Below are 23,343 nucleotides of genomic sequence, written 5' to 3' on the forward strand. Positions count from 1 at the left end.
GCAGTCAGTTTAGGAAAGCGCGATGTGTGCGCCTTACGTCCGCTCGAGCAGCGCCTTCAGCGCCTGCAGGTCGCGCGCGATCGCTGCCGCGTCCGCCTCGAAGGCCGCATCATCCATGTCGGGCTCGCGGATAAGGGTGAACATCACCTCGGCACCGCCATCGTTCGGAACCACGCGCAGCGCATTGTGCACGGGGACGCCGTTGGGCAGAGCCACGACATGATCGATGACGCCATATTCGTTGGGCGGTGAGAAGCGGATCTGGATCTCGCCCAGAGGACCGCCATCGCCGATCCAGTCACTGCCGTCTTGCCGCAGCCCCGCCGCCAGACCTGCCGCCCAGGCCGACATATTCTCAGGCTGCGACGCGAAACCGTAGACCGCCTGCCAGGGCCTGTCGATGCTGACGTGAATGATTCGGGCCTCTGACGTCGGCATTGTCTGACCTCCCAATCGCTCCTGCGACAATCGGCGCGAAGCACGCGCAGGTGAACTTGACTTAAGTCAAAGATCCTTATCACGCGAGGTGGGAAAAGGCAGCCACAGAAGTGGAACTGCGCCATGAACCTCTACACCGCTCCCAATATCCCTGCGACCGGAGACGATCGAGGCGGTACAGGCAGTGACGGGGGAGCCGCGCAGGCCCCGCTCTACGAAGCCCGAAAGAAGATCTTCCCGAAGCGGGCCGAAGGTCGTTTCCGGTGCTTCAAGTGGCTGGTGATGCTGATCACGCTCGTGATCTACTATCTCACCCCATGGATTCGATGGGACCGCGGTCCCTATGCGCCGGACCAGGCGGTTCTGATCGACCTGGCGAACCGGCGCTTCTATTTCTTCTTCATCGAGATCTGGCCTCAGGAGTTCTTCTTCGTCGCGGGCCTGCTGGTGATGGCGGGCTTCGGTCTCTTCCTGGTGACATCCGCGGTCGGTCGCGCTTGGTGCGGGTATACCTGTCCGCAGACCGTCTGGGTCGACCTCTTCCTGGTCGTCGAGCGCTGGATCGAGGGCGACCGCAACGCCCGCATGAAGCTCGATGCCGCGCCCTGGAGCTTCGACAAGATCCGCAAGCGGATAAGCAAGCACGCCATCTGGCTGATGATCGCCGTTGCGACCGGCGGCGCCTGGATCTTCTACTTCTCCGACGCGCCGACGCTTGCCTACAACTTCGTCACGGGCAATGCCGCCTTCATCGCCTATTCGACCGTCGGTGTCCTGACCGCTACGACCTATGTCTTCGGTGGGCTGATGCGAGAGCAGGTATGCATCTACATGTGCCCCTGGCCGCGCGTTCAGGCCGCCATGCTCGACGATTCGTCGCTCGTGGTGACCTACAACGACTGGCGCGGCGAGCCGCGGACGAAGCATGCGAAAAAGGCGGCCGCTGCGGGTGGGGCTGTCGGCGACTGCGTCGATTGCAATGCCTGCTTGGCCGTCTGTCCTATGGGCATCGACATCCGCGACGGTCAGCAGCTGGCCTGCATCACGTGCGCGCTCTGCATCGACGCTTGCGATGGCGTGATGGACAAGATCGGCAAGCCGCGCGGGCTAATCGCCTATGCCACGCTGAACGAGTACGAAGCGAACATGGCGCTGGCGACGGACGATGGCTCGACGCCGATCAACCCCGACCGCGTCCGCAACGCTAACGGCGGGTTTGTCGATCAGGTCCGGCACTTCGACTGGCGGATCATCGTCCGGCCGCGCACGCTGCTTTATTCCGGCGTCTGGACGGCCGTTGGCATCGGCCTGCTGGTTGCGCTGCTCAGCCGCGACCGACTGGAGGTCAACGTCATCCATGACCGCAACCCGCAATATGTGCTGGAATCGGATGGCTCGATCCGCAACGGCTACACGATCCGGCTTCTGAACATGATCCCCGAGCCAAGAACGATCCTTCTGTCGCTCGACGGGCTGCCGGAGGCGACGATGAAAATCAACGGGCTGACCAGCGATAGTGACCGCATGTTCCCGGTTTCGGTAGAGCCCGACAAGGCGACGGCGCTCAAGGTTTTCGTCACCATCCCACCCGGCGCCATCGGCGAAGCGCATGAGAGCTTCAGCTTCATCGCCGAAGACCGGTCAAGTCATGAACGCGACCGCTACACCGCCACCTTCAACGCTCCGGAGACAGGCAAATGAACTCGACACAAGAGAAGTCCTTCGTCTTTACCGGCTGGCACATGGTCGGCGTCATGGTGCTGTTCTTCGGCACGATCATCTCGGCGAACTTCTACATGGCCTGGCAGGCGACCCACAGCTGGAGCGGCCTCGTCGTCCAGAACACCTGCATTGCCAGCCAGGAGTTCAACGGGAAGGTGGCCGAGGCAAAGGCGCTGGCCGCCACCGGCCTGAGTGGCGAAGTCTCGATCGAAGGTGACCAGATCCGCTACCGCATCAAGCATCCGCAGGGCCTGAAGGTCGAGGCGGACGCCCTGACGCTCAACTTCAAGCGCCCCGTCGGCGAGTATCAGGATTTCACGCTCCAGCTTCAGCGGGTGGGCGGAGGTGTTTTCGAAGCGCGCCATGCAGTGCTTCCGGGCGCCTGGATCGTGGAGGCAAATGCGACTGAGGGTGGCAAGCGGATCCTCCATCACACGGAACGGGTTTCGGTCGACGGAGGGCAGAGATGACCACCTGCTGTGCGCCCGGTACCGATGGTGCCGTGGAACTGGAGCGTCTCGGCCGAGCCGCGCCCTCCTCAGAGGAGCTTTTGCTTTCCAGCCGGCTGCTGGAGCCGGGGCTGCGGCAGACGGATCTGAGTGTTCCGGGGGTTCATTGCGGCACCTGCATCACCAGCATTGAAAAGGCGCTGAAGGCTCTGCCGGAAGTCGCGCGGGCGCGGGTCAACCTTTCGACCAAGCGCGTTTCGATCACCTGGAAGGAGAGTGTTGCCGGCACCGCAACCAATCCGGCAAGGCTGGTGCAGACCATCATCTATGCGACCGGTTACGACGCGCACCTCTTCGCCGATGGCGAAGAGGAGGGGGAGCGGCTGCAGCGCTCCCTGATCCTCGCTGTAGCCGTCTCTGGCTTTGCAGCGGCCAACATCATGCTGCTTTCGGTCTCCGTCTGGTCAGGCGCGGAAGCCTCGACCCGCGATCTCTTCCACTGGATCTCGGCAATGATCGCCGCGCCGGCGCTCGTTTATGCCGGCCGGTTCTTCTATCGATACGCCTGGATGGCGTTGCGCCGCGGACGCACCAACATGGATGTGCCGGTCGCACTTGCCATCACGCTCTCCTATGCCGTGTCCCTGTGGGAGACGATGCATCACGGGGAACACGCATGGTTGATGCGACCGTCTCGCTGCTCTTCTTCCTGCTGATCGGCCGGACGCTGGATCACATCATGCGTGGCCGTGCCCGATCTGCGATCAGCGGTTTGGCCAGACTCTCACCGCGCGGTGCCATGGTGCTGACGGAGGATGGTGCGCGCCACTACCGGCCGGTGGAAGAGCTTGGTCCCGGAGACCGTCTGCTGATCGCGGCAGGCGAGCGCATCCCTCTCGACGGCATCGTCGAAACGGGAGCAAGCGATCTCGACCTTTCCATCGTCAATGGCGAAAGCGCGCCGGCGGGCATCGGACCGGGCGATACGGTGCAAGGAGGAACGCTCAATCTCACCGGTCCGCTGGTGGTGCGCGCAACGGCTGCGGTAAAGGATTCCTTCCTCGCGGAAGTGATCGCGTTGATGGAAGCGGCGGAAGGGGGCAGGGCACGTTATCGACGCATCGCCGATCGTGCCGCGCAACTCTATTCGCCTGCCGTCCATCTCCTGGCGCTTGTCGCATTCCTCGGATGGGGATTCATCGGTGGCGACTGGAAGCAGGCGATGCTGATTTCGATCGCCGTGCTGATCATTACCTGCCCCTGCGCGCTGGGTCTTGCCGTGCCGCTTGTTCAGGTCGTTGCCGCGGGTTGGTTGTTCAAGAACGGCATCATGGTCAAGGACGGTTCGGCCATGGAGCGTCTGGCGGAGATCGACGCCGCCGTCTTCGACAAGACGGGCACGCTGACGCTCGGGCGGCCGCGGCTCACGAACCTCTCGGACATCGGCCCAGCGCATCTATCGACCGCTGCCGGCCTCGCCATGCATTCCCGCCATCCCCTATCAAAGGCAATCTATCACAGCGCTCGTGACGCTGCGCCAATCACTGACGTGGAAGAACTGCCGGGGCAGGGGCTGCAGGCGCAGACCAAGGAAGGGCTCTACCGGCTGGGAAGCCGCCGTTTCGCCTGCGGTATAGCAGCCTGCGATGGCGCCACGTCGGAAGTCGTGCTGACGCTGGATGGCACGGAAATCGCCGTCTTCCGCTTCGAGGATGCGCTTCGGCCGGATGCGCCTGCCGCCATGGCCTCTCTCGTTAAGGGCGGCATTCGCACCGGCATCCTTTCGGGTGACCGGGCGCCCGTGGTGGAAGCGCTTGCCACCAGGCTTGGGGTGGCCTTCTGGCGGGCTGAGCTTGCTCCGAAGGAGAAGGTGGAAGCCCTTGTCGAACTCACCGAACAAGGCGCCCGGGTGCTGATGGTCGGCGACGGCATCAACGACGCTCCGGCACTTGCCGCCGCGCATGTCTCCATTGCGCCGGCAACGGCTGCCGATGTCGGTCGTCAGGCCGCCGATTTCGTCTTCATGCACGACAGCCTGAACGCCATCCCGATCGCGCTCGACGTGTCGCGGCAGGCGGGCCGCCTGATCCGGCAGAACTTCGCGCTCGCCATCGGCTACAATGTGATCGCCGTGCCGATCGCGCTGGCCGGCTATGCCACGCCCCTGATCGCAGCCGTCGCCATGTCGACCTCTTCCATCATCGTCGTGGCGAACGCCCTGCGGCTCAATCGCATGGCCCGTGCTGAGAAGGTAGCTCTCCCCGCGCCCCCCGTTCGCCGCAGCCCCACGGCAGGAGAGGCAAGCCTCGCATGAACATGCTCGTCTACCTCATACCGATCGCTCTCTTCCTCGGTGCGATCGGGCTTCTGGCCTTCCTCTGGTCGCTGAGGAGCGGCCAATACCAGGATCTCGATGGTGCGGCATGGCGGGCCATCGAGGAAGACGACGATCATCCAGCTGTCTGACAAGCTGATGTCTTTTGCCCGTTTCTGCCTTGCCGTTTGACGTTCTGGGTGCCAAAACAGCGGCCGGAATCCAAATGGAGGCATATCCGTGGAACAGGCAGAAATTGGCCTCATCGGGCTCGGCGTCATGGGCTCGAACCTCTCGCTCAACATCGCCGAAAAAGGCAACCGCATCGCGGTCTTCAACCGCACGCCGGAAGCGACGCGGAAATTCTACGCCGAGGCCGGCGATCTGCAGGGGCAGATCATCCCGTGCGAGACGCTTGAAGAGTTCGTTGCCGCTATCCGCCCGCCGCGGCCGATCATCATCATGATCAAGGCAGGCGATCCGGTGGACCAGCAGATGGAACTGCTGAAGCCCTATCTTTCCAATGGCGACATCATGATCGATGCCGGCAATGCCAACTTCCGCGATACGATGCGCCGCTTCGACAATCTGAAGGACAGCGGGCTCACCTTCATCGGCATGGGCGTTTCTGGCGGTGAGGAAGGTGCGCGCCACGGTCCGTCGATCATGGTCGGCGGCACGGAAGAAAGCTGGAAGCGCGTCGAGCCGGTGCTGACCTCCATCTCCGCCAAGTTCAACGGAGAGCCTTGTGTCGCCTGGCTCGGCGAAAACGGCGCAGGCCACTTCGTCAAGACCATCCACAACGGCATCGAGTATGCCGACATGCAGATGATCGCCGAGATCTACGGGATCCTTCGCGATGGGCTTGGCATGAGCGCATCGGAAATCGGCGAAGTGTTCGGCAAGTGGGATGCCGGCCGCCTCAACTCCTACCTTATCGAGATCTCCGAAACCGTGCTGAAGGCGACCGACCCGATTTCGGGCAAGCCGATGGTGGACATGATCGTCGATCGCGCCGGCCAGAAGGGCACCGGCAAGTGGTCGGTGATCGAGGCGCAGAACATGGGCGTGGCCGCCACCGCCATCGAGGCAGCCGTTGCCGGCCGTATCCTGTCGTCACAGAAGAGCGAGCGCGAGGAAGCGGAGAAGATCTTCGGCCTGCCGAAGGTTGGCGACCTGCCGTCCGATCGTGCTGCCTTCGTCGTCGATCTGGAGAATGCGCTGCTGGCCGCCAAGATCGGCGCCTATGCGCAAGGCTTTGCGGTGATGTCGGCGGCCTCCGACGAATATGGCTGGAACCTGCCGATGCCGACGATCGCTAAGATCTGGCGTGCCGGCTGCATCATCCGTTCCGCTTTTCTCGACGAGATCACCTCGGCCTTCACCAAGGATCCGGATGTTGCGAACCTGATCGTGACGCCGGCCTTCTCGCAGATGGTCAAGGACACCGATGGTGCGCTTCGCCGCGTCGTCTCCTTCGCCGTCAACTCCGGCCTGCCGGTGCCGGCACTCGGTTCGGCGCTCTCCTACTTCGACGCCTACCGTCGCGGCCGCGGTACTGCCAACCTCATCCAGGCGCAGCGCGATTTCTTTGGCGCCCACGGTTTCGATCGGGTGGATGGTGCCGACAAACATCACGGCCCCTGGGGCAGCGGATTGGCTGACTTCGCCTGATTATCGAACAAATAGAAAAACCCGCTCATTGAGGCGGGTTTTTCATGTTTTGCTTAAACGGGATTTCCTTGTCCCGTTGGTGTTCAGTCGCGCGGTCCCATCGGAGACCATGCCGGCTTGCGGATGCTCTGCAGCAGCTCCGGCGCAACCCCGTCGATGCGGGCAATTACCGCCTTGGCAAGCTCTCGCCCGGAATGTCGGACGTCCTCGTTCACCGTGTAGATCTCCGGACGTATCCAGTTCAGGAAATCCGCCGACTGTTTGGAGACGAGGTCGAGGTCCTGTCCGAGCCTCTTTCCGGCAGCTTCGATGCCGGCGACCAACGCGATGGTGGAGCTGCCGCTGGTGGAGATGATGCCGTCCGGCGCCTTGGCGGAGCACATCATCGCTTCCGAATGGCTGCGGAGGTCGCTCAAGGGCATTTCGGTCGTGATCCTGCCGATCGCGACCTCGGTCGCGCCGAAGTCGGCCAGGCCGCGCTCGAAGCCGATCCGGCTGTGCAGGTAGAACGACAGCGCGCTCGGCGGCGGGAGAAGCGCGATCCGCCTTCGGCCACGCGACACCAGCTTTTCGACCGCCTGATAGACATAGGCCTCGTTATCGTAGTCGTGAAAGGGGTGGGTAATCCCCATGTCCGTGCGCCCATGGGTGGCAAACGGCATGTTGCGCTCCGTCATCAGGCGCACGCGCGGATCGTCCGGAGCAATCCGTGAGATGATGACGCCGTCCGCGGAGCCCGTATCGAGGATGTAGCGCACTGGTAGCATCGGGTCCTTCTGGTGCGAGTGCGGGGTCAGCACCAGGTGATATTGCGTGCCTGCCAAGACTTCAGAGATGCCGAAGACCATCTGGCTCGTGAAGCCCATAAGCTCTTCCTCGATGCTCAGCACGAGTGCGATGACGTTGGTCTTGCCGGTCCGCAACCGCACGCCGGCGCGGTTCGGCTGGTAGCCCAGCTGATTGGCAACGAGCCGGACGCGCTCCTTGGTTTCCGCGCCGATATCGGGCGCATCCTTTAGTGCCCTGGAGACGGTGGTGATCCCGAGCCCGGTCATATAGGCAATCGTCTTCAGTGTCGGGCGCTCACGCCCGGCCATGACCGCCTTGGCCATTCCTTTGATGCTGTCGTCCATTCCCTGCCGCCACCCGATTCAGCCGCGCCAGCTATAGAAGTTTATGGCGCCTCTGAAAACGGATGCCTCCTCCACTGATCGGCATCGCGAGCGTACAAACTGAAACGATACAGGGGAAATGTCGAGCAGAATTTTCGGGGGCAGGGGCCGACTGCGCTTCTTCTGGTTGTAGGACGCAGGTGCGGGAGAATTTTTTGCGCGTGCGAAATAAATGACGAACTTGCCAAAGAAAACATCGGCAAACCCGGCATTTTTCGCGCGTTGGCTTCCAGTGCAATTGCTTGTCCTCGCAAATTCGAAGTTGTATTTGCCAGTATCACAAAGTTTTTGCGCCTGTCCCTGTTGCCTAGCAGAAATCTTTGCCATAGCTTTTTCCTGCATCGTTTCAGTGAGGGAGGAGACTCATGAATATTCGTGCACTGACAGCCGCATTGGCGGCTACGATCGTGTTGCCTATGGGTGTTGCCAAGGCGACTGATCTCGAAGTGACGCATTGGTGGACGTCCGGTGGCGAGGCTGCGGCCGTTGCCGAGCTTGCCAAGGCATTCAACGCAAGCGGTAACAACTGGGTCGACGGCGCCATCGCCGGTTCGGGCAGCACTGCACGCCCGATCATGATCAGCCGCATTACCGGCGGCGACCCGATGGGCGCAACCCAGTTCAACCATGGCCGCCAGGCGCAGGAACTGGTCGAAGCCGGCCTGATGCGCGACCTCACCGAGGTGGCGGAGAAGGGCAACTGGAAGGAAGTGATCAAGCCGGCCAGCCTGCTGGATAGCTGCACGATCGACGGCAAAATCTACTGCGCGCCGATCAACATCCACTCCTGGCAGTGGCTGTGGCTTTCCAATGCCGCCTTTGAGCAGGCCGGCGTTCCGGTGCCGAAGGACTGGCATGAATTCGTCGCTGCGGCGCCGAAGCTGCGCGAAGCCGGCATCCAGCCGCTGGCGCTCGGTGGTCAGGCCTGGCAGTCCGGTGGCCTCTTCGACACGCTCGTTCTCGCCCTCGGGGGCAAGGAGGTCTACGAGTCCGTCTACGTAGACAAGGACGCCGACGTCGCAGCTGGGCCGGAAATGGCGAAGGTCTTCGAAGCCGCCGCCCAGGCACGCGAAATGGCTGCCGGCAGTAATGTGCAGGACTGGAACCAGGCGACCAACCTCGTGATCACCGGCAAGGCCGGCGGTCAGGTAATGGGTGACTGGGCGCAAGGCGAGTTCCAGATCGCCGGTCAGGTTGCCGGCGAGGACTACAGCTGCCTGCCCGGCCTCGGCATCAGCCCCTATATCGCTACCGGCGGTGACGCGTTCTACTTCCCCGTCCTCGACGACGAGGAGAAGTCGAAGGCACAGGACGTGCTGGCAGAGACCATGCTCGATCCGAAGACGCAGGTCGCGTTCAACCTGAAGAAGGGTTCGCTCCCGGTTCGCGGTGACGTCGATCTGGCGTCGGTCAACGACTGCATGAAGAAGGGCCTCGACATCGTCGCCAAGGGCAACGCGCTGACCAGCACCGACCAGGCGCTCTCGGCCGACAGCCAGAAGCAGAAGGAGGATCTCATGACCGAGTTCTTCTCCAGCACCTCGCTGAGCCCGGAAGACGCTCAGAAGCGCTTCGCCGACATCATTTCCTCGGCTGACTGATCCCAAGCGGCCGCAGATCGGCCGGCACCGCGTCCAAGGTGCCGGCCGATGGACCGCACGCTTGTTCAGTGATCGCGCCGGCACCGCTTCTTGAAGCTCGTGCCTGCGCCCCTGCAATGTCGTGCTCGAGGAGGAACCGACAATGACAGGTCATGCGCCTGCCAAACGCCCAAACCAATTATTCCGCAATCTGAATTCTAAGATTGCCTCCATCCCGATGATCCTGATTGCTATGGGCATCTTCCTCGGAGGCTCGCTCTGGACCATCCTCTACTCCTTCACCAACTCCAAGCTCCTGCCGCGCCTGTCCTTCGTCGGGCTCGACCAGTATGAGCGGCTGTGGAATACGTCCCGCTGGATCGTTTCGATCCAGAATCTCGCGATCTACGGCATCCTGTCGCTGATCTTCAGCCTCGTTATCGGCTTCCTGCTGGCGGCGCTGATGGACCAGAAGATCCGCTTCGAGAATGCGTTCCGAACGATCTTCCTTTACCCCTTCGCGCTCTCCTTCATCGTTACCGGCCTAGTCTGGCAGTGGATCCTCAACCCGGAATTCGGCATCCAAGGGATCGTGCGCTCGCTCGGCTTCGAAAACTTCACCTTCGACCCGCTCTACAACCCCGACATCGTCATCTACGGCATCCTGATCGCCGGCCTGTGGCAGGGCACGGGGCTCGTGATGTGCCTGATGCTGGCCGGCCTTAGAGGCATCGACGAGGACATCTGGAAGGCCGCACGCGTCGACGGCATTCCGATGTGGCGGACCTATCTCTTCGTCGTCATCCCGATGATGCGGCCGGTTTTCATAACCACGCTGGTGATTATCGCGAGCGGCATCGTCAAAGTCTACGACCTCGTCGTCGCCCAGACGAGCGGCGGCCCCGGCAACGCCTCAGAAGTGCCGGCAAAATACGTCTACGACTACATGTTCCAGGCCCAGAACCTCGGCCAGGGTTTCGCCGCCTCCACGATGATGCTGCTCACCGTCGCGATCATCATTATCCCGTGGGCCTATCTCGAGTTCGGAGGGAAGAAGCGTGGCTAACATCTCGACACTTAACACCACCGGGGCCGGCTTCGATACGGTTGCCGCCGATGTCTCCGGCCCTCGTGGTCGCCGGCCGAAGCGGGTACTGTCGCGCCGCAACATCATCCTCTACGGCGTTCTGTCGGTGGCAGCACTTTACTACCTGCTGCCGCTTTACGTGATGGTTGTGACCTCGCTGAAGGGCATGCCGGAAATCCGCATGGGCAACATCTTCTCGCCGCCGATGGAGATCACCTTTGAGCCCTGGGTGAAGGCCTGGGCGGAGGCCTGCACCGGGTTGAACTGCGACGGACTTTCGCGTGGCTTCTGGAACTCCGTGCAGATCCTCGTCCCGTCCGTGGTGGTCTCGATCTTCGTCGCCTCGGTCAGCGGCTATTCGCTCGCCAACTGGCGCTTCAAGGGCTCGGAACTGTTCTTCTCGATCCTGATCATTGGTGCCTTCATCCCTTATCAGGTGATGATCTATCCGGTGGTGATCGCGCTGCGCGAGCTCGGCGTCTACGGCACGCTGACCGGCCTCGTCATCGTCCATACCATCTTTGGCATGCCGATCCTGACGCTGCTCTTCCGCAACTACTTCGCGTCGCTGCCGGTTGAGCTGTTCAAGGCTGCCCGGATCGACGGTGCCGGCTTCTGGCAGATCTATCTGCGGATCATGCTGCCGATGTCGCTGCCGATCTTCGTGGTCGCGATGATCCTGCAGGTCACGGGCATCTGGAACGACTTCCTGTTCGGCGTCGTCTTCACCCGGCCCGACACCTATCCGATGACCGTCCAGCTCAACAATATCGTCAACTCCGTCCAGGGCGTGAAGGAGTACAATGTCAACATGGCCGCGACGCTTCTCACGGGCGCCGTTCCCCTGATCGTCTATTTCGTTTCCGGCCGGCTTTTCGTCCGCGGCATCGCCGCAGGCGCTGTGAAGGGGTAATCCATGACCAATAGCGTTTCCATCCGTGACCTTTCGCTTTCGTTCGGCGCCGTCAACGTGCTGCGCAATCTCGATCTCGAAGTGCGCAATGGCGAGTTTCTCGTGCTGCTCGGCTCCTCCGGCTGCGGCAAGTCGACCTTGCTGAACTGCATTGCCGGCCTGCTGGAGCCGACGGACGGGCAGATCTTCATCAAGGGCAAGAACGTCACCTGGGAGGAACCCAAGGATCGCGGCATCGGCATGGTGTTCCAGTCCTATGCGCTTTACCCGCAGATGACGGTGGAAAAGAACCTGTCCTTCGGCCTGCGCGTCGCAGGCGTGCCGAAGGACGATATCGACCGGCGCATTGCGCGCGCCTCGGAGATCCTGCAGATCGAGCCGCTCCTGAAGCGCAAGCCGGCGGAGCTTTCAGGCGGCCAGCGTCAGCGCGTCGCGATCGGCCGGGCGCTGGTGCGTGACGTCGACGTCTTCCTGTTCGACGAGCCGCTTTCCAACCTCGACGCCAAGCTGCGGTCTGAGCTGCGCGTCGAGATCAAGCGCCTCCATCATTCGCTAAAGAACACGATGATCTACGTCACCCACGACCAGATCGAGGCGCTGACGCTGGCGGACCGGATCGCAATCATGAAGAGCGGCGTCATACAGCAGCTCGACGATCCGATGACGATCTACAACCGACCGGTGAACCTGTTCGTTGCCGGCTTCATCGGCTCCCCGTCGATGAACTTCCTGCACGGCGAACTGGTCGAGGAGGGTGGCAAGACGGTCTTCAAGGCCCATGACGTCTCCTTCCCGCTCGATGGCTACGAGGCGGCCAATCCGCCCGTCGCCGGCCGAAAGGTGGTGCTGGGCCTGCGCCCCGAACACATCCACGTCGACAGCGACCTTCCCGGGATCGAGAAACATGAGGCGGTGGTCGATCTCGAAGAGCCGATGGGCGCCGACAACCTGTTGTGGCTGAAACATGCCGGCCACACGATGTCGGTGCGGATCGGCGGTGCAAAGCGTTATGCACCAGGCACCCAACTGCAGCTGTCGTTCGACATGGAGCTCGCGTCCCTCTTCGACGCCGAAACCGAAGAGCGGATCTGAGCGCAGTCATGACGATGTCGAAGCTCGATCTCTCCAGCACCTGGCGACTGTTGTCGGCGGAGGGTGCACACGTCGCCGGGATCGCGATACCCGGTGATGTCCATACGGCACTGAAAAGGGCCGGGATCATCTCGGATCCGTATGTCGGCCGCAACGAGGATCAGGTCCAGTGGGTTGCGGAACAGGAGTGGGTGATCGAGCGGCAGTTCGTCATCGATGACCCGGACGGCAGCTGGTATCTCGACATCACCTATCTCGACACGGTGGCCATGGTCTTCATCAACGACGTTTCGGTCCTCTCTGCGGACAACTGCTTCCGCCGCTACCGGCCGGATGTTTCGGCCGCACTGCAGGCGGGCGACAACACGATCCGCATCCACTTCCACTCCAGCATTGCGGCGGGGGAGGAGCGGCAGGCACGCCAGCCCTTCTACATCCCCTACCATCCCGGCAATTCGCCGATCCCGAACGGCAACATGCTGCGCAAGCCGCAGTGCCATTTCGGCTGGGACTGGAATATCGCCATTGCGCCGCTTGGCCTATACGGCGAGATCTCGCTCCGGCGTCTGGAGACCGCGCGGATCGAGCATGTCGTCACCAGTCAGAGACATGAGGGCGGCAAGGTCGAACTTCAGGTGGCGATGACGCTCTTTGCCGAAGACCCGGGCATAGTTCCGGTGCATTTGGATCTCGACGGCGAGCGTGTGCGCCTGGATTGCGGCATTGCCGCCGGCGAGACAACCATTCACCATGTCTTCGAGATCACCGAGCCACGGCTCTGGTGGCCGGCGGGCAGCGGCGAGCAGAACCTCTACCGCCTGACGGTCGAGATTCCCGGTGAACAGGTGACGCGCCAGATCGGCCTCAGAACGGTCGAGCTGGTCACGGATCCGGACGAGGCCGGCAGCCGCTTCGCCTTCCGCATCAACGGCCGGGAGATCTTCTGCCGCGGCGCCAACTGGATCCCCGCCGACGCGCTCTTTTCGCTCTCCAGTCCGGAGAAGACGCAGGACCTGCTGCAGTCGGCGGTCGACGCCAACATGAATATGATCCGCATCTGGGGCGGCGGCTTCTACGAATCCGACTGGTTCTACGACCTCTGCGATCGGCTCGGGCTGATGGTCTGGCAGGACTTCCAGTTCGCCTGCAACCTTTATCCATCGACTCCGGACTTCCTCGACGACGTGGCGGGGGAGGTGGATTACCAGGTCCGCCGGCTCGTATCGCACCCTTCGATCGTTCTCTGGTGCGGCGACAACGAGCTGGTTGGCGCGCTGACCTGGTTCAAGGAGTCGATCGAGAACCGCGACCGTTACCTCGTCTCCTACGACCGCCTCAACCGGACGATCGAGCAGGCATTGAAGGCGGCGGCACGCGAAGCAATCTGGTGGCCGTCAAGCCCGGCTTCCGGCTATCTCGATTATGGCGACGCCTGGCACGCCGACGGCTCCGGCGACATGCATTACTGGTCGGTCTGGCACGAGAACAAGAGCTTCGACAACTACCGCTCCGTTCGCCCTCGCTTCTGCTCCGAATTTGGCTTCCAGTCCTACACCTCGCTGCCGGTGATCCTGAGCTATGCCGAGCCGAAAGACTTGAACATCGCGTCTCCGGTGATGGAGCACCACCAGAAGAACGCCGGCGGCAACGAGCGGATTACGGCGACCATGTTTCGCTACTTCCGCTTCCCCAAGGACTTTGCCAACTTCGTCTATCTCAGCCAGGTGCAGCAGGCGCTCGCCATCCGCACTGCGGTTGACTATTGGCGGTCGCTGAAGCCGCATTGCATGGGCACGCTCTACTGGCAGCTCAACGACACCTGGCCCGTCGCCTCCTGGTCGAGCCTCGACTATGGCGGCGGCTGGAAGGTCCTGCACTACGTCGCGCGGCGGTTCTTCCAGCCGGTTGCCGTTGCCGCCATTCCCTCGGAAGACGGCGCAGAGATCCGAATCTCGCTGGTCAACGATACTATGGAGGACGTCACCGTCACCATCAACCTGTCGACAGTTTCGCTCGACGGGACCCGCATATTGCTCAAAAGCGTCGACGCCCTCTGCTCGTCGGACGCGGCGGTGACGGCGGTCACCTTGTCGGCGTCAGACACACCGCCGGATGCGATCGTGTTCTGGAGTTTTACCGCCACCAATGGCATGGGCGGCGAGGGCCATTATGTCCACGGCACCTACAAGGCGCTTGATCTTGCACCGCCGGGGCTTGAGTTCTCCATCTCCCCGGCCGGTGACGGCGCGATCGATCTCCTGGTTCAGGCCTCCGGTCTTGCGCTCTTCGTGATGATCGAGAGCGACACGCCCGGCCGCTATTCCGACAACGCCTTCGACCTTGCCGCCGGCGAAAGCCGCCGCATCACCTTCACCCCATCGGAGCCGAGTGCGGCTGCACCGGTCTTCCGCATCTACGACCTCTATTCCTGCCAGTCGGCAGATTGAACCTTTCAGCAGAGGGGCCACGGCCCAGGAGGATGACATGACGAAACTCGGTTTCCAGCTCTACAGCGCGCGCAATTTTCCGCCGCTCGCCGATACGCTTACCGCGCTCAGCAAGGCTGGCTATGCGGAAGTCGAAGGCTACGGCGCCCTCTACGCCAGAATGGACGAGAGCCAGTTGAAGGCGATGAAGGCGGACCTCGACGCCAACGGGCTGACCATGCCAACTGGCCATTTCGGCCTCGACCTTCTGGAGAAGGAGCCGGAACAGGCGCTGCTGATCGCAAAGACGCTCGGTATGGAGGCAATCTACTGCCCGCATTTGGTCGCCGATCTTCGTCCGACGGACGCCGCCGGCTGGCGCGCCTTCGGCAGGCGCCTGTCGGAAGCCGGCAAGCGCTACAAGGACGACGGCTACACCTTCGGCTGGCACAACCACGACTTCGAGTTCAAGACGCTGAAAGACGGCACAACCGCGCAGGAGCAGATCCTCGAAGGCGGGCCGGATCTTGCCTGGGAAGCCGACATTGCCTGGGTCATCCGCGGCGGAGCCAACCCGATGACCTGGATCGATCGCTACGGCAATCGCATCAGCGCCGTCCATGTCAAGGACATCGCGCCGGCGGTTCACAACACGGACGAGGACGGCTGGGCCGACGTCGGCTACGGCACCGTTGACTGGAAGGGCCTGATGGCGGCGCTGCGCGAGAAGACGCAGACGAAGCACTACGTCGTCGAGCACGACAACCCCAACGATCTCGAACGGCTGATCTCGCGCTCGATCGCAGCCTTCAAGACCTACTGATACCCCAGCATTTTCGGAGCCCCACATGGCCAAGGAACTCGGCGTCGGCATCATCGGATGCGGCAATATCTCCATCACCTACCTGGCGCTGGCGCCGCTGTTCAAGGGCATCAAGATGCTCGCCTGCGCCGACCTAAATCCAGAGGCCGCACAGTTGCGGGCGAAGGAATATGGGGTGAAGGCGCAGACGATCGACGAACTGCTCGCCAATGACGAGCTGGACGTCATCGTCAACCTGACGATACCGGACGCGCATTTCCGCGTGTCGAAGGCGATCCTGGAAGCCGGCAAGCACGTCTATTCGGAAAAGCCGCTGGTTCTGTCGCTGGAGGAGGGCGAGGAACTGCGGCGGATCGCCAAGGCGAAGAACCTTGCGATCGGCTGCGCGCCTGACACCTTCCTCGGGGGCGCCCATCAGCTGGCGCGCAAATATGTTGACGAGGGCGGCGTTGGCCGCATCACGTCGGGCACCTGCCATGTCATGAGCTCTGGCATGGAGATGTGGCATCCGAACCCCGGCTTCTTCTTCCTCAAGGGCGGCGGACCGATGCTCGACCTCGGCCCGTATTACGTGGCGAACCTCATCAACCTGATCGGCCCGGTGAAGCGCGTTGGCGCGCTCACCTCCATGGCGAACCCGACGCGCACCGTGACGAGCCAACCGCTCGCCGGAACGACCATCCCGGTCGAAACGCCGACCAACATCCATGCCCTGCTGGAGTTCGCCAATGGCGCGACGATCACCATGTCTGCCAGCTGGGATGTCTGGTCGCACCGCCACGCCAACATGGAGCTCTATGGTACCGAAGGATCGCTCTACGTTCCCGATCCGAACTTCTTCGGCGGTCTCGTGGAAGCCTCGGGGCGTGACAAGGACATCAAGCCACTACCGGAGTGGAACCATCCCTTCTCCAAGGCGAACCAGGAACACCCCAACGGTCCGCGGGCGAACTATCGCACGGCCGGCCTTGCCGACATGGCCATGGCGCTGATCGAGAAGCGTGACCCGCGCTGCTCGCTCGACCGCTCGCTGCACGGCATCGACGTTTTGACCTCGATCCTGAAGTCGGGCGAGGAAGGACGCTTCATCGAGATGACCACCACCTGCACGCAGCCGGAGCCGCTCGGCATCGGCGAGGCGCTGGCGCTGCTGCGGTGATCCGCTATGTAGGCGGTGCGGGCCGTTCGTGCCCATACCGCATTTCAAGACAAGGAGGATGCCATGGCCTGGCAACCGGCAGAGGACCGATATTCATCGATGAAGTACAACCGCTGCGGCCGATCGGGGCTCAAGCTGCCGGCGATCTCGCTCGGCCTCTGGCACAATTTCGGCCACGACACGCCGCACGAACGCAAGCAGGCGATCTGCCGCAAGGCCTTCGACCTCGGCATCACCCATTTCGACCTCGCCAACAACTACGGCCCGCCGGCTGGCAGCGCAGAGATCGCCTTCGGCGACATCCTGGCGAAGGATTTTGCCGGTCATCGCGACGAGCTGATCATCTCGTCGAAGGCCGGCTATAATATGTGGCCCGGCCCATACGGCGAATGGGGCAGCCGCAAGTATCTGATCGCCTCCTGCGACCAGAGCCTGAAGCGTATGGGCCTCGACTATGTCGACATCTTCTATTCCCACCGCTTCGACCCGGACACGCCGCTGGAAGAAACCTGCGGCGCGCTCAACCACATCGTGCGGTCGGGCAGGGCGCTTTATGTCGGCATCTCCTCCTATAACTCGAAGCGTACGCGCGAAGCGGCGGCCATCCTGAAGGAACTCGGCACGCCGGTCCTCATCCACCAGCCCAGCTATTCTATGATTAACCGGTGGGTCGAGGAAGATGGCCTCCTCGACACGCTCGACGATCTCGGCATCGGCTCCATCGTCTTCTCGCCGCTGGCGCAGGGCATGCTGACGTCGAAATACCTTTCCGGCATTCCGGAGGACAGCCGCGCCGCACAGGGCAAGTCGCTGCGTCCGGCTTTCCTCAACGACCGCAATGTCGAGAACCTGCGTGCGCTGAATGCGATCGCCGAAAAGCGCGGCCAGACGCTGGCGCAGATGGCGATCGCCTGGGTGCTGCGCGGCGGCCGGGTCACCACCGCATTGATCGGCGCCAGCCGTCCGGAGCAGGTGGATGATTGCGTCAAGGCGCTCGACAATCCGGAGTTTACCGCCGAGGAGCTGGCGGAGATCGACCGTCACGCCAAGGAAGCCGACATCAACCTGTGGGCCGCCTCTGCGGAACGCGAGGGACCGCAGCGCTAGCATCGACGAGGTGCCCGGCGGGGAGAACTGCCGGGCACGACCTATGGGAGGAGAGACATCATGATCCGCAACCCGATCCTGCCGGGCTTCAACCCCGACCCTTCGATCTGCCGCGTCGGGCAGGACTACTATATCGCCACCTCCACCTTCGAATGGTATCCGGGCGTGCAGATCCATCATTCGCTGGACCTGGTTAACTGGACACTGGTGCGCCGTCCGCTGGAGCGGGCAAGCCAGCTCGACATGCGCGGCAATCCCGACAGCTGCGGGATCTGGGCGCCCTGCCTCTCCCATGCCGATGGCCTGTTCTGGCTCGTTTATACCGACGTCAAGCGTTACGACGGCAACTTCAAGGACGCCCACAACTTCATCGTGACCTCACCGACCATCGACGGGGAATGGTCCGACCCGGTCTACGTGAACTCTTCCGGTTTCGACCCGTCGGTCTTCCATGACGACGACGGCCGCAAGTGGATCGTCAACATGCAGTGGAACCACCGCACGGAAAGCTATGGCGGCGCGCCCAAGAGCCCAGCCTTTGACGGCATCCTGTTACAGGAGTGGGACGCCGAGACGAAATCGCTGAAGGGGCCGATCAAGAACATCTTCGCCGGTAGCCCCCTCGGGTTGGTCGAGGGTCCCCATCTCTTCAAGCGCAAAGGCTGGTACTATCTGACGACGGCGGAAGGCGGCACCGGCTACGACCATGCCGTCACCATGGCTCGCTCCCGGTCCATCGATGGCCCCTACGAAATGCATCCGAATATGCACCTCATCACTTCCAAGGATGCGCCCGAGGCGGTGCTGCAAAGGGCGGGGCACGGACAGTATGTCGAGACGCCGGACGGGCAGGTCTACCACACTCATCTTTGCGGCCGACCGATGCCGCCGAAGCGCCGGTGCACGCTGGGCCGAGAAACGGCGCTGCAGAAATGCGTCTGGAAGGACGACGACTGGCTGTATCTAGCGCAGCGCGGCGTCGTGCCGGATGTCGAGGTTCCGGCGCCGACTGATGTCGAGGTGACGGAGCAGCCGGCACGCAACGAGACCCTGTTCGAATCTGGCCCGCTGCCGACGGACTTCCAGTGGCTGCGTACGCCGCAGCCGGAGCGCATCTTCAGCCTTTCAGAACGGCCGGGCCACCTGCGCCTCTACGGCCGCGAAAGCGTCGGCTCGTGGTTCGAGCAGGCGCTTGTCGCGCGGCGGCAGGAGCATCATTCGTTCCGCGCGGAAACGACCGTCGACTTCTCGCCTGACACCTATCAGCAGGTGGCGGGCCTGACGCACTACTACAACCGGCACAAGTTCCACGCGCTTGTGGTGACGATGCACGAAAAACTCGGTCGTGTCGTCACGATCTTCTCCTGCCCCGGCGACTTCCCGCACGGTCGAATGGTCTTCCCCGCCGACAGCGGCGTGGCTGCACCGGACGGGCCGGTCGATCTCGCCATGGAGATCAAGGAGAACGATCTGCAGTTCTTCTGGCGCCCTGCTTCCGGCGGCGGTTGGCAGGCGATCGGCCCGGTCCTCGACGCCGGCGTCATCTCCGACGAGGGCGGGCGCGGAGAGCACGGCTCCTTTACCGGCGCCTTTGCCGGCATGCTTGCCTTCGATACGTCTGGGCGGGCACGCCCGGCTGACTTCAGCCGCTTCGTCTACGAGCGTCTGGAGGGCTGACGTTTAATATGAGCGATAGCAAATAAATGCTTGCGATCATTACATAACTGTAATCTGAAATTCAGCCGGCGTTCATCGGCGGACGCCTAGTTTCGTCCTCGTCAACAACACGAGGAAACGCGATGAAGAAGCTCGTTACGCTCATGCTAGCCGCCACGGTCCTGGCCGCTCCGATGGCTCAGGCGCGGGATGATCACCGACAACCCGACCGCAGCCGCCACGTTGCGGTCGAAAAGAAGGTGGTGGTCAAGAAGCACCGGTGGAGCAGGGGACACAGGCTCTCGGCAGCGGAACGCCGCCACATGCGCGACGTCAGGGACTATCACCGTTACAGGCTGTCGGCACCGCCACGTGGATATCGCTGGGTTCAGGTCGACAACGACTTCCTGCTGATCGGCATCACGTCCGGGATCATTTCCAGCATCATCGCCGCGCGGTGACATCAACAAGAAGAAGGGCGGCACGGGCCGCCCTTTCAACACTCGCAATGATCTGTCTCAGGCGCCGGACAGGCAGGCCTTGAGGTTCGTGGCGATCGATCGCATCAGGTCGAAATAGAGATCCGGACCTTCCGTCAGCGTCGCGCCTTCCGGATCCAGCGTGCCGGATCGGGCGTCGGTGCCTTCGGTCACCACCTGGATCAGCTTCGGCTCGAACTGCGGCTCGGCGAAGACGCAGGTGGCCTCCAGCTCCTGCACCTTCTGATGGATTTCCTGCACGCGTTCCGCCCCCGGCACAACTTCCGGCGAGACGGTGATCGAGCCGACGACACGCACGCCGTAGTGTTGCTCGAAATACTGATAGGCATCGTGGAAGACGACGAAGGGTTTGTCCTTCACTGGCGCGACCGTTTCTGCGGTCTCCTTGTCGAGCGAGTCGATCCGAGTGTTGAGGGCTTCCAGATTGGCGGCGTAGGCCTCTGCATTCTCCGGGTCGGCCTTGGCGAGCGCCTGTTCGATCGCCACAGCCATAGCCTTGGCATTCATCGGGTCCAGCCACAGATGCGTGTCGAAGGTGACATGCTCATGGTGGTGCTCTTCACCGGCTTCTTCGGCATGATCATGTTCCCCCTGCTCGGCGCCCTCGTGCTCGTGGCCCTCGTGGCCGTGGTCATGCGCCTCGAAGGCGCCACCTTCGCGGAAGGGCAGTTTGGTCAGGCCTTCCGCGTCATCGAGTTCGACGACGGTCGCATCCGACGCCAGCGCCTCCAGCGGCTTTTTGAGGAAGGCTTCCATGTCCGGTCCCATCCAGAACACCATGTCGGCGCTCTCGACGGCGCGAGCGTTTGAAGGCTTCATCGTGAAGGTATGCGGTGAGGCGGCACCTTCCACGATCAGTTTCGGCTCACCGACGCCTTCCATGATGGCCGCGACAAGTGAGTGGATCGGCTTGATGGACACCACCACCTCCGGAGCGGCGGTGGCCGCAGAGGCTGAGAACAGGACGGAAGTGGTCAGGAGGAGAGCTGGGGTTTTCATCGCGGCTTCCTTTTTATCTCGGCATTGTAGAGGTAGGTAATGTTATTACATCAATTGCGTTATGCTATAACGTGTGTCATAGCGGCAGGCAACAGGGCATGAGAAAAAGATGCTGATGCAAAACAAGAGCGGATCTCAGGGCCGCAACCAACTCGTCGACCTGCAGAAGGCCGGCATACAGCGCAATGGCCGCTGGCTTGTTAGGGGCGTCGATCTCTCCATCAACCGCGGCGAAATCCTTACCCTGATCGGCCCGAACGGCGCCGGAAAATCGACGACGGCGAAGCTCGTCACCGGCGTCCTGCGCCCAAGCGAGGGCACCGTCGCCCGCGCTGGCGACCTGCGCATTGGTTACGTGCCACAGAAGCTTTCGATTGACTGGACCATGCCGCTGTCCGTCCGCCGGCTCATGCGCCTGACCAACAGCCTAACGGACGCCGATCTCCTTGCCGCTCTTTCGGCGACCGGCATCTCCCATCTGATCAATGCAGAGGTGCGCCATCTTTCCGGCGGAGAGTTCCAGCGCGCACTGCTGGCCCGCGCGATCGCCCGAAAGCCGGACCTGCTTGTTCTCGACGAGCCGGTCCAGGGCGTCGATTTTGCCGGCGAGACGGCGCTTTACGACCTCATCCGCCAGATCCGCGACACCACCGGCTGCGGCATCCTGCTGATCTCTCACGACCTGCACATGGTGATGGCGGCAACCGACACGGTGATCTGCCTCAACGGCCATGTCTGCTGCCGCGGCACGCCCGACAGCGTCAGCCGCAGCGAAGACTACCAGCGTCTCTTCGCCGCCAATGCCCGCGGGTTGGCCCTCTACAGCCACCAGCACGACCACACGCACCTGCCGGACGGTCGTGTACTGCATGGCGACGGCTCGATCACTGACAACTGCCATCCCGAAGACGGTTATCATCACCATCATGACCATGACGGACACGACCGCCATGGCCACGGTCACCACGGCCATGGCACGCGGGACGGGGAGGCGACGCGTCATGCTTGACGACTTCTTCGTCCGCGCCCTCATTGCCGGGATCGGCGTCGCGGTGACCACCGGGCCGCTCGGCTGCTTCGTTGTCTGGCGGCGGATGGCCTATTTCGGCGACACCATGGCCCATTCGGCGCTTCTCGGCGCCGCTCTCTCACTGCTCTTTTCGCTCAACCTGATGGTGAGCGTCTTCGGGGTCGCTGTTGTCGTGTCGCTCATCCTTCTCGTCCTGCAGCGCCGACAAGCCCTGTCCGCCGATGCGCTTCTTGGCATCCTGTCGCATTCGACGCTTGCGATCGGGCTCGTGCTGGTCGCCTTCATGAGCTGGGTCAGGATCGACCTGATGGCCTTCCTGTTCGGCGACATCCTTGCCGTTACCCGTCAGGACATCGCGCTGATTTGGGGCGGCGGACTGGTCGTGCTTGCCGCGGTCGTCTGGCTCTGGCGCCCTCTGGTCGCCTCCACCATCAGCGAGGACGTCGCGGAGGCCGAAGGGCTGAAGCCGGAGCGGGCGCGGCTTCTCTTCATGCTGATGATGGCGCTCGTGATCGCGATCGCCATGAAGATCGTCGGCATCCTGCTGATCACCTCGCTGCTGATCATCCCGGCCGCCACCGCCCGCCGCTTTTCCGCAAGCCCCGAGCGGATGGCGGTGTTTGCCTCGATGATCGGCGCGCTGGCGGTTGCAGGGGGGCTGTTTGGCTCCCTAAATTATGACACGCCGTCCGGGCCATCGATCGTGGTCGCCGCGCTGCTGCTCTTTATCGTCAGCCTGCTGCCGTTTGGCCGTGCCGGCGCGGATGCCACCACTGGAGGAATTGGACCATGACCGCTCCCGCCCTGACCAAGAACCAGTCGCTGGTCTTCGACGTGCTTTCGCGGTCGGACGCTCCTCTCAGCGCTTACACGATCCTGGACAAGCTGCGCGATCACGGCTTCCGCGCGCCGCTGCAGGTCTACCGGGCGCTGGACAAGCTCCTGGAGCGCGGCATGGTGCACCGGCTGGAAAGCCTCAATGCATTCGTTGCCTGTGCCCACCAGGAAAAGGAATGCTGCGGCGGCCATGGCCATGGCACTGTTGCCTTCGCTATCTGCGAGAGCTGCGGACATGTGGTCGAGTTCCACGACCATGCCGTTGACCATCGGCTCGACGACTGGGCCAGAGAGCGCAAGTTCAAGCCGGCCAAGACGACGATCGAGATCCGCGGCCTATGTGAGCAGTGCGCCGCCTGAGGGGC

The 23,343-nt window shown here is 62.6% G+C and carries 21 protein-coding genes and 1 pseudogene; 18 read left to right on the forward strand and 4 right to left on the reverse strand.

Translation table 11 applies throughout. The annotated features are described in order from the left end of the window. Nucleotides 1–33: 33 nt before the first annotated feature. Nucleotides 34–438, reverse strand: coding sequence for an SRPBCC family protein (locus tag MUU54_RS04175; protein WP_247242788.1), 405 nt, complete (start codon nt 436–438; stop codon nt 34–36). Nucleotides 439–561: 123 nt separating this feature from the next. Between MUU54_RS04175 and ccoG the strand changes: the two genes are divergently transcribed. From ccoG to gnd, 5 genes and pseudogenes are all read left to right on the forward strand, one after another. Beyond that, the gene (ccoG, locus tag MUU54_RS04180; RefSeq protein WP_247242789.1) at nt 562–2,139 is read left to right on the forward strand and encodes a cytochrome c oxidase accessory protein CcoG; all 1,578 of its coding nucleotides are present in this window, start codon (nt 562–564) and stop codon (nt 2,137–2,139) included. Then, entirely contained in the window at nt 2,136–2,630 is a 495-nt protein-coding gene (locus MUU54_RS04185) for a FixH family protein (protein ID WP_247242790.1), read from the forward strand. Before ccoG ends, MUU54_RS04185 begins: the two co-directional genes overlap by 4 nt. Then, nucleotides 2,627–4,923, forward strand: a pseudogene (locus MUU54_RS04190) (cation-translocating P-type ATPase). Before MUU54_RS04185 ends, MUU54_RS04190 begins: the two are co-directional and overlap by 4 nt. Further along, on the forward strand, nt 4,920–5,075 hold the full coding sequence (ccoS, locus tag MUU54_RS04195; RefSeq protein ID WP_247242791.1) for a cbb3-type cytochrome oxidase assembly protein CcoS: 156 nt from the start codon (nt 4,920–4,922) through the stop codon (nt 5,073–5,075). The pseudogene MUU54_RS04190 and the gene ccoS overlap by 4 nt, the downstream one beginning before the upstream one ends. 88 nt (nt 5,076–5,163) lie before the next feature. Next, a complete protein-coding gene (gene gnd / locus MUU54_RS04200; protein ID WP_247242792.1) occupies nt 5,164–6,597 on the forward strand; it encodes an NADP-dependent phosphogluconate dehydrogenase in 1,434 nt (477 codons plus the stop codon). An 83-nt stretch (nt 6,598–6,680) separates the two neighbouring features. Here the strand turns inward: gnd and MUU54_RS04205 are convergent, their stop codons facing one another. Together MUU54_RS04205 and MUU54_RS04210 are read right to left on the reverse strand one after the other, a co-directional pair. Next, nucleotides 6,681–7,730: a LacI family transcriptional regulator gene (locus MUU54_RS04205; RefSeq protein ID WP_247242793.1), complete on the reverse strand. Its 1,050-nt coding sequence runs from the start codon at nt 7,728–7,730 to the stop codon at nt 6,681–6,683. An 18-nt stretch (nt 7,731–7,748) separates the two neighbouring features. After that, nucleotides 7,749–8,096: a hypothetical protein gene (locus MUU54_RS04210; RefSeq protein ID WP_247242794.1), complete on the reverse strand. Its 348-nt coding sequence runs from the start codon at nt 8,094–8,096 to the stop codon at nt 7,749–7,751. A 38-nt stretch (nt 8,097–8,134) separates the two neighbouring features. Here MUU54_RS04210 and MUU54_RS04215 point away from each other — a divergent pair, with 38 nt between their 5' ends. From MUU54_RS04215 to MUU54_RS04260, 10 genes are all read left to right on the forward strand, one after another. Next, on the forward strand, nt 8,135–9,370 hold the full coding sequence (locus tag MUU54_RS04215; protein ID WP_247242795.1) for an ABC transporter substrate-binding protein: 1,236 nt from the start codon (nt 8,135–8,137) through the stop codon (nt 9,368–9,370). A gap of 142 nt (nt 9,371–9,512) precedes the next feature. Then, on the forward strand, nt 9,513–10,415 hold the full coding sequence (locus tag MUU54_RS04220; protein WP_247242796.1) for a carbohydrate ABC transporter permease: 903 nt from the start codon (nt 9,513–9,515) through the stop codon (nt 10,413–10,415). Further along, on the forward strand, nt 10,408–11,349 hold the full coding sequence (locus MUU54_RS04225) for a carbohydrate ABC transporter permease (protein ID WP_247242797.1): 942 nt from the start codon (nt 10,408–10,410) through the stop codon (nt 11,347–11,349). Before MUU54_RS04220 ends, MUU54_RS04225 begins: the two co-directional genes overlap by 8 nt. Before the next feature lie 3 nt (nt 11,350–11,352). After that, the gene (locus MUU54_RS04230; protein WP_247242798.1) at nt 11,353–12,441 is read left to right on the forward strand and encodes an ABC transporter ATP-binding protein; all 1,089 of its coding nucleotides are present in this window, start codon (nt 11,353–11,355) and stop codon (nt 12,439–12,441) included. 14 nt (nt 12,442–12,455) lie between these two features. Further along, nucleotides 12,456–14,888: a beta-mannosidase gene (locus tag MUU54_RS04235; RefSeq protein ID WP_247242999.1), complete on the forward strand. Its 2,433-nt coding sequence runs from the start codon at nt 12,456–12,458 to the stop codon at nt 14,886–14,888. A gap of 37 nt (nt 14,889–14,925) precedes the next feature. Continuing rightward, nucleotides 14,926–15,690: a sugar phosphate isomerase/epimerase family protein gene (locus tag MUU54_RS04240; RefSeq protein WP_247242799.1), complete on the forward strand. Its 765-nt coding sequence runs from the start codon at nt 14,926–14,928 to the stop codon at nt 15,688–15,690. A 25-nt stretch (nt 15,691–15,715) separates the two neighbouring features. Then, nucleotides 15,716–16,849 (forward strand): Gfo/Idh/MocA family protein, encoded by a 1,134-nt coding sequence (locus tag MUU54_RS04245; RefSeq protein WP_247242800.1) that lies wholly within the window; start codon nt 15,716–15,718, stop codon nt 16,847–16,849. A gap of 63 nt (nt 16,850–16,912) precedes the next feature. Then, nucleotides 16,913–17,956, forward strand: a complete 1,044-nt coding sequence (mgrA, locus tag MUU54_RS04250; protein WP_247242801.1) for an L-glyceraldehyde 3-phosphate reductase — start codon at nt 16,913–16,915, stop codon at nt 17,954–17,956. A gap of 60 nt (nt 17,957–18,016) precedes the next feature. Then, nucleotides 18,017–19,633: a glycoside hydrolase family 43 protein gene (locus tag MUU54_RS04255; RefSeq protein ID WP_247242802.1), complete on the forward strand. Its 1,617-nt coding sequence runs from the start codon at nt 18,017–18,019 to the stop codon at nt 19,631–19,633. Nucleotides 19,634–19,755: 122 nt separating this feature from the next. Beyond that, nucleotides 19,756–20,073 carry an RcnB family protein gene (locus MUU54_RS04260; RefSeq protein WP_247242803.1) on the forward strand — a complete coding sequence of 106 codons (318 nt, stop codon included), beginning with the start codon at nt 19,756–19,758 and terminating at the stop codon, nt 20,071–20,073. A gap of 57 nt (nt 20,074–20,130) precedes the next feature. Here MUU54_RS04260 and znuA read toward each other — a convergent pair whose 3' ends face one another. Beyond that, entirely contained in the window at nt 20,131–21,111 is a 981-nt protein-coding gene (gene znuA / locus MUU54_RS04265; RefSeq protein ID WP_247242804.1) for a zinc ABC transporter substrate-binding protein ZnuA, read from the reverse strand. A 109-nt stretch (nt 21,112–21,220) separates the two neighbouring features. On the opposite strand from znuA, the gene MUU54_RS04270 reads away from it, so the two are divergent. Genes MUU54_RS04270 through MUU54_RS04280 form a run of 3 tightly spaced genes read left to right on the forward strand, consistent with a single transcriptional unit; the run spans nt 21,221 to nt 23,338 of the window. Then, complete coding sequence (locus tag MUU54_RS04270; RefSeq protein ID WP_376742045.1) at nt 21,221–22,120, forward strand: ATP-binding cassette domain-containing protein; 900 nt, start codon at nt 21,221–21,223, stop codon at nt 22,118–22,120. Next, on the forward strand, nt 22,113–22,934 hold the full coding sequence (znuB, locus tag MUU54_RS04275; RefSeq protein WP_247242805.1) for a zinc ABC transporter permease subunit ZnuB: 822 nt from the start codon (nt 22,113–22,115) through the stop codon (nt 22,932–22,934). Before MUU54_RS04270 ends, znuB begins: the two co-directional genes overlap by 8 nt. Continuing rightward, nucleotides 22,931–23,338 (forward strand): Fur family transcriptional regulator, encoded by a 408-nt coding sequence (locus tag MUU54_RS04280; protein WP_247242806.1) that lies wholly within the window; start codon nt 22,931–22,933, stop codon nt 23,336–23,338. Before znuB ends, MUU54_RS04280 begins: the two co-directional genes overlap by 4 nt. Nucleotides 23,339–23,343: the final 5 nt, after the last annotated feature.

This window comes from Pseudorhizobium tarimense, assembly GCF_022968135.1.
In the GTDB taxonomy this organism is placed as follows: Bacteria; Pseudomonadota; Alphaproteobacteria; order Rhizobiales; family Rhizobiaceae; genus Neorhizobium; species Neorhizobium tarimense.

Coding starts and splice junctions, on each gene's coding strand:
- MUU54_RS04255 (WP_247242802.1), top strand. CDS start 18,017: ATGATCCGCAACCCGATCCTGCCGGGCTTCAACCCCGACCCTTCGATC.
- MUU54_RS04210 (WP_247242794.1), bottom strand. CDS start 8,096: ATGGCAAAGATTTCTGCTAGGCAACAGGGACAGGCGCAAAAACTTTGT.
- MUU54_RS04280 (WP_247242806.1), top strand. CDS start 22,931: ATGACCGCTCCCGCCCTGACCAAGAACCAGTCGCTGGTCTTCGACGTG.
- MUU54_RS04205 (WP_247242793.1), bottom strand. CDS start 7,730: ATGGACGACAGCATCAAAGGAATGGCCAAGGCGGTCATGGCCGGGCGT.
- MUU54_RS04235 (WP_247242999.1), top strand. CDS start 12,456: ATGTCGAAGCTCGATCTCTCCAGCACCTGGCGACTGTTGTCGGCGGAG.
- znuA (WP_247242804.1), bottom strand. CDS start 21,111: ATGAAAACCCCAGCTCTCCTCCTGACCACTTCCGTCCTGTTCTCAGCC.
- MUU54_RS04220 (WP_247242796.1), top strand. CDS start 9,513: ATGACAGGTCATGCGCCTGCCAAACGCCCAAACCAATTATTCCGCAAT.
- MUU54_RS04175 (WP_247242788.1), bottom strand. CDS start 438: ATGCCGACGTCAGAGGCCCGAATCATTCACGTCAGCATCGACAGGCCC.
- ccoG (WP_247242789.1), top strand. CDS start 562: ATGAACCTCTACACCGCTCCCAATATCCCTGCGACCGGAGACGATCGA.
- MUU54_RS04260 (WP_247242803.1), top strand. CDS start 19,756: ATGAAGAAGCTCGTTACGCTCATGCTAGCCGCCACGGTCCTGGCCGCT.
- MUU54_RS04185 (WP_247242790.1), top strand. CDS start 2,136: ATGAACTCGACACAAGAGAAGTCCTTCGTCTTTACCGGCTGGCACATG.
- znuB (WP_247242805.1), top strand. CDS start 22,113: ATGCTTGACGACTTCTTCGTCCGCGCCCTCATTGCCGGGATCGGCGTC.
- MUU54_RS04230 (WP_247242798.1), top strand. CDS start 11,353: ATGACCAATAGCGTTTCCATCCGTGACCTTTCGCTTTCGTTCGGCGCC.
- MUU54_RS04270 (WP_376742045.1), top strand. CDS start 21,221: ATGCTGATGCAAAACAAGAGCGGATCTCAGGGCCGCAACCAACTCGTC.
- ccoS (WP_247242791.1), top strand. CDS start 4,920: ATGAACATGCTCGTCTACCTCATACCGATCGCTCTCTTCCTCGGTGCG.
- MUU54_RS04245 (WP_247242800.1), top strand. CDS start 15,716: ATGGCCAAGGAACTCGGCGTCGGCATCATCGGATGCGGCAATATCTCC.
- MUU54_RS04240 (WP_247242799.1), top strand. CDS start 14,926: ATGACGAAACTCGGTTTCCAGCTCTACAGCGCGCGCAATTTTCCGCCG.
- mgrA (WP_247242801.1), top strand. CDS start 16,913: ATGGCCTGGCAACCGGCAGAGGACCGATATTCATCGATGAAGTACAAC.
- MUU54_RS04215 (WP_247242795.1), top strand. CDS start 8,135: ATGAATATTCGTGCACTGACAGCCGCATTGGCGGCTACGATCGTGTTG.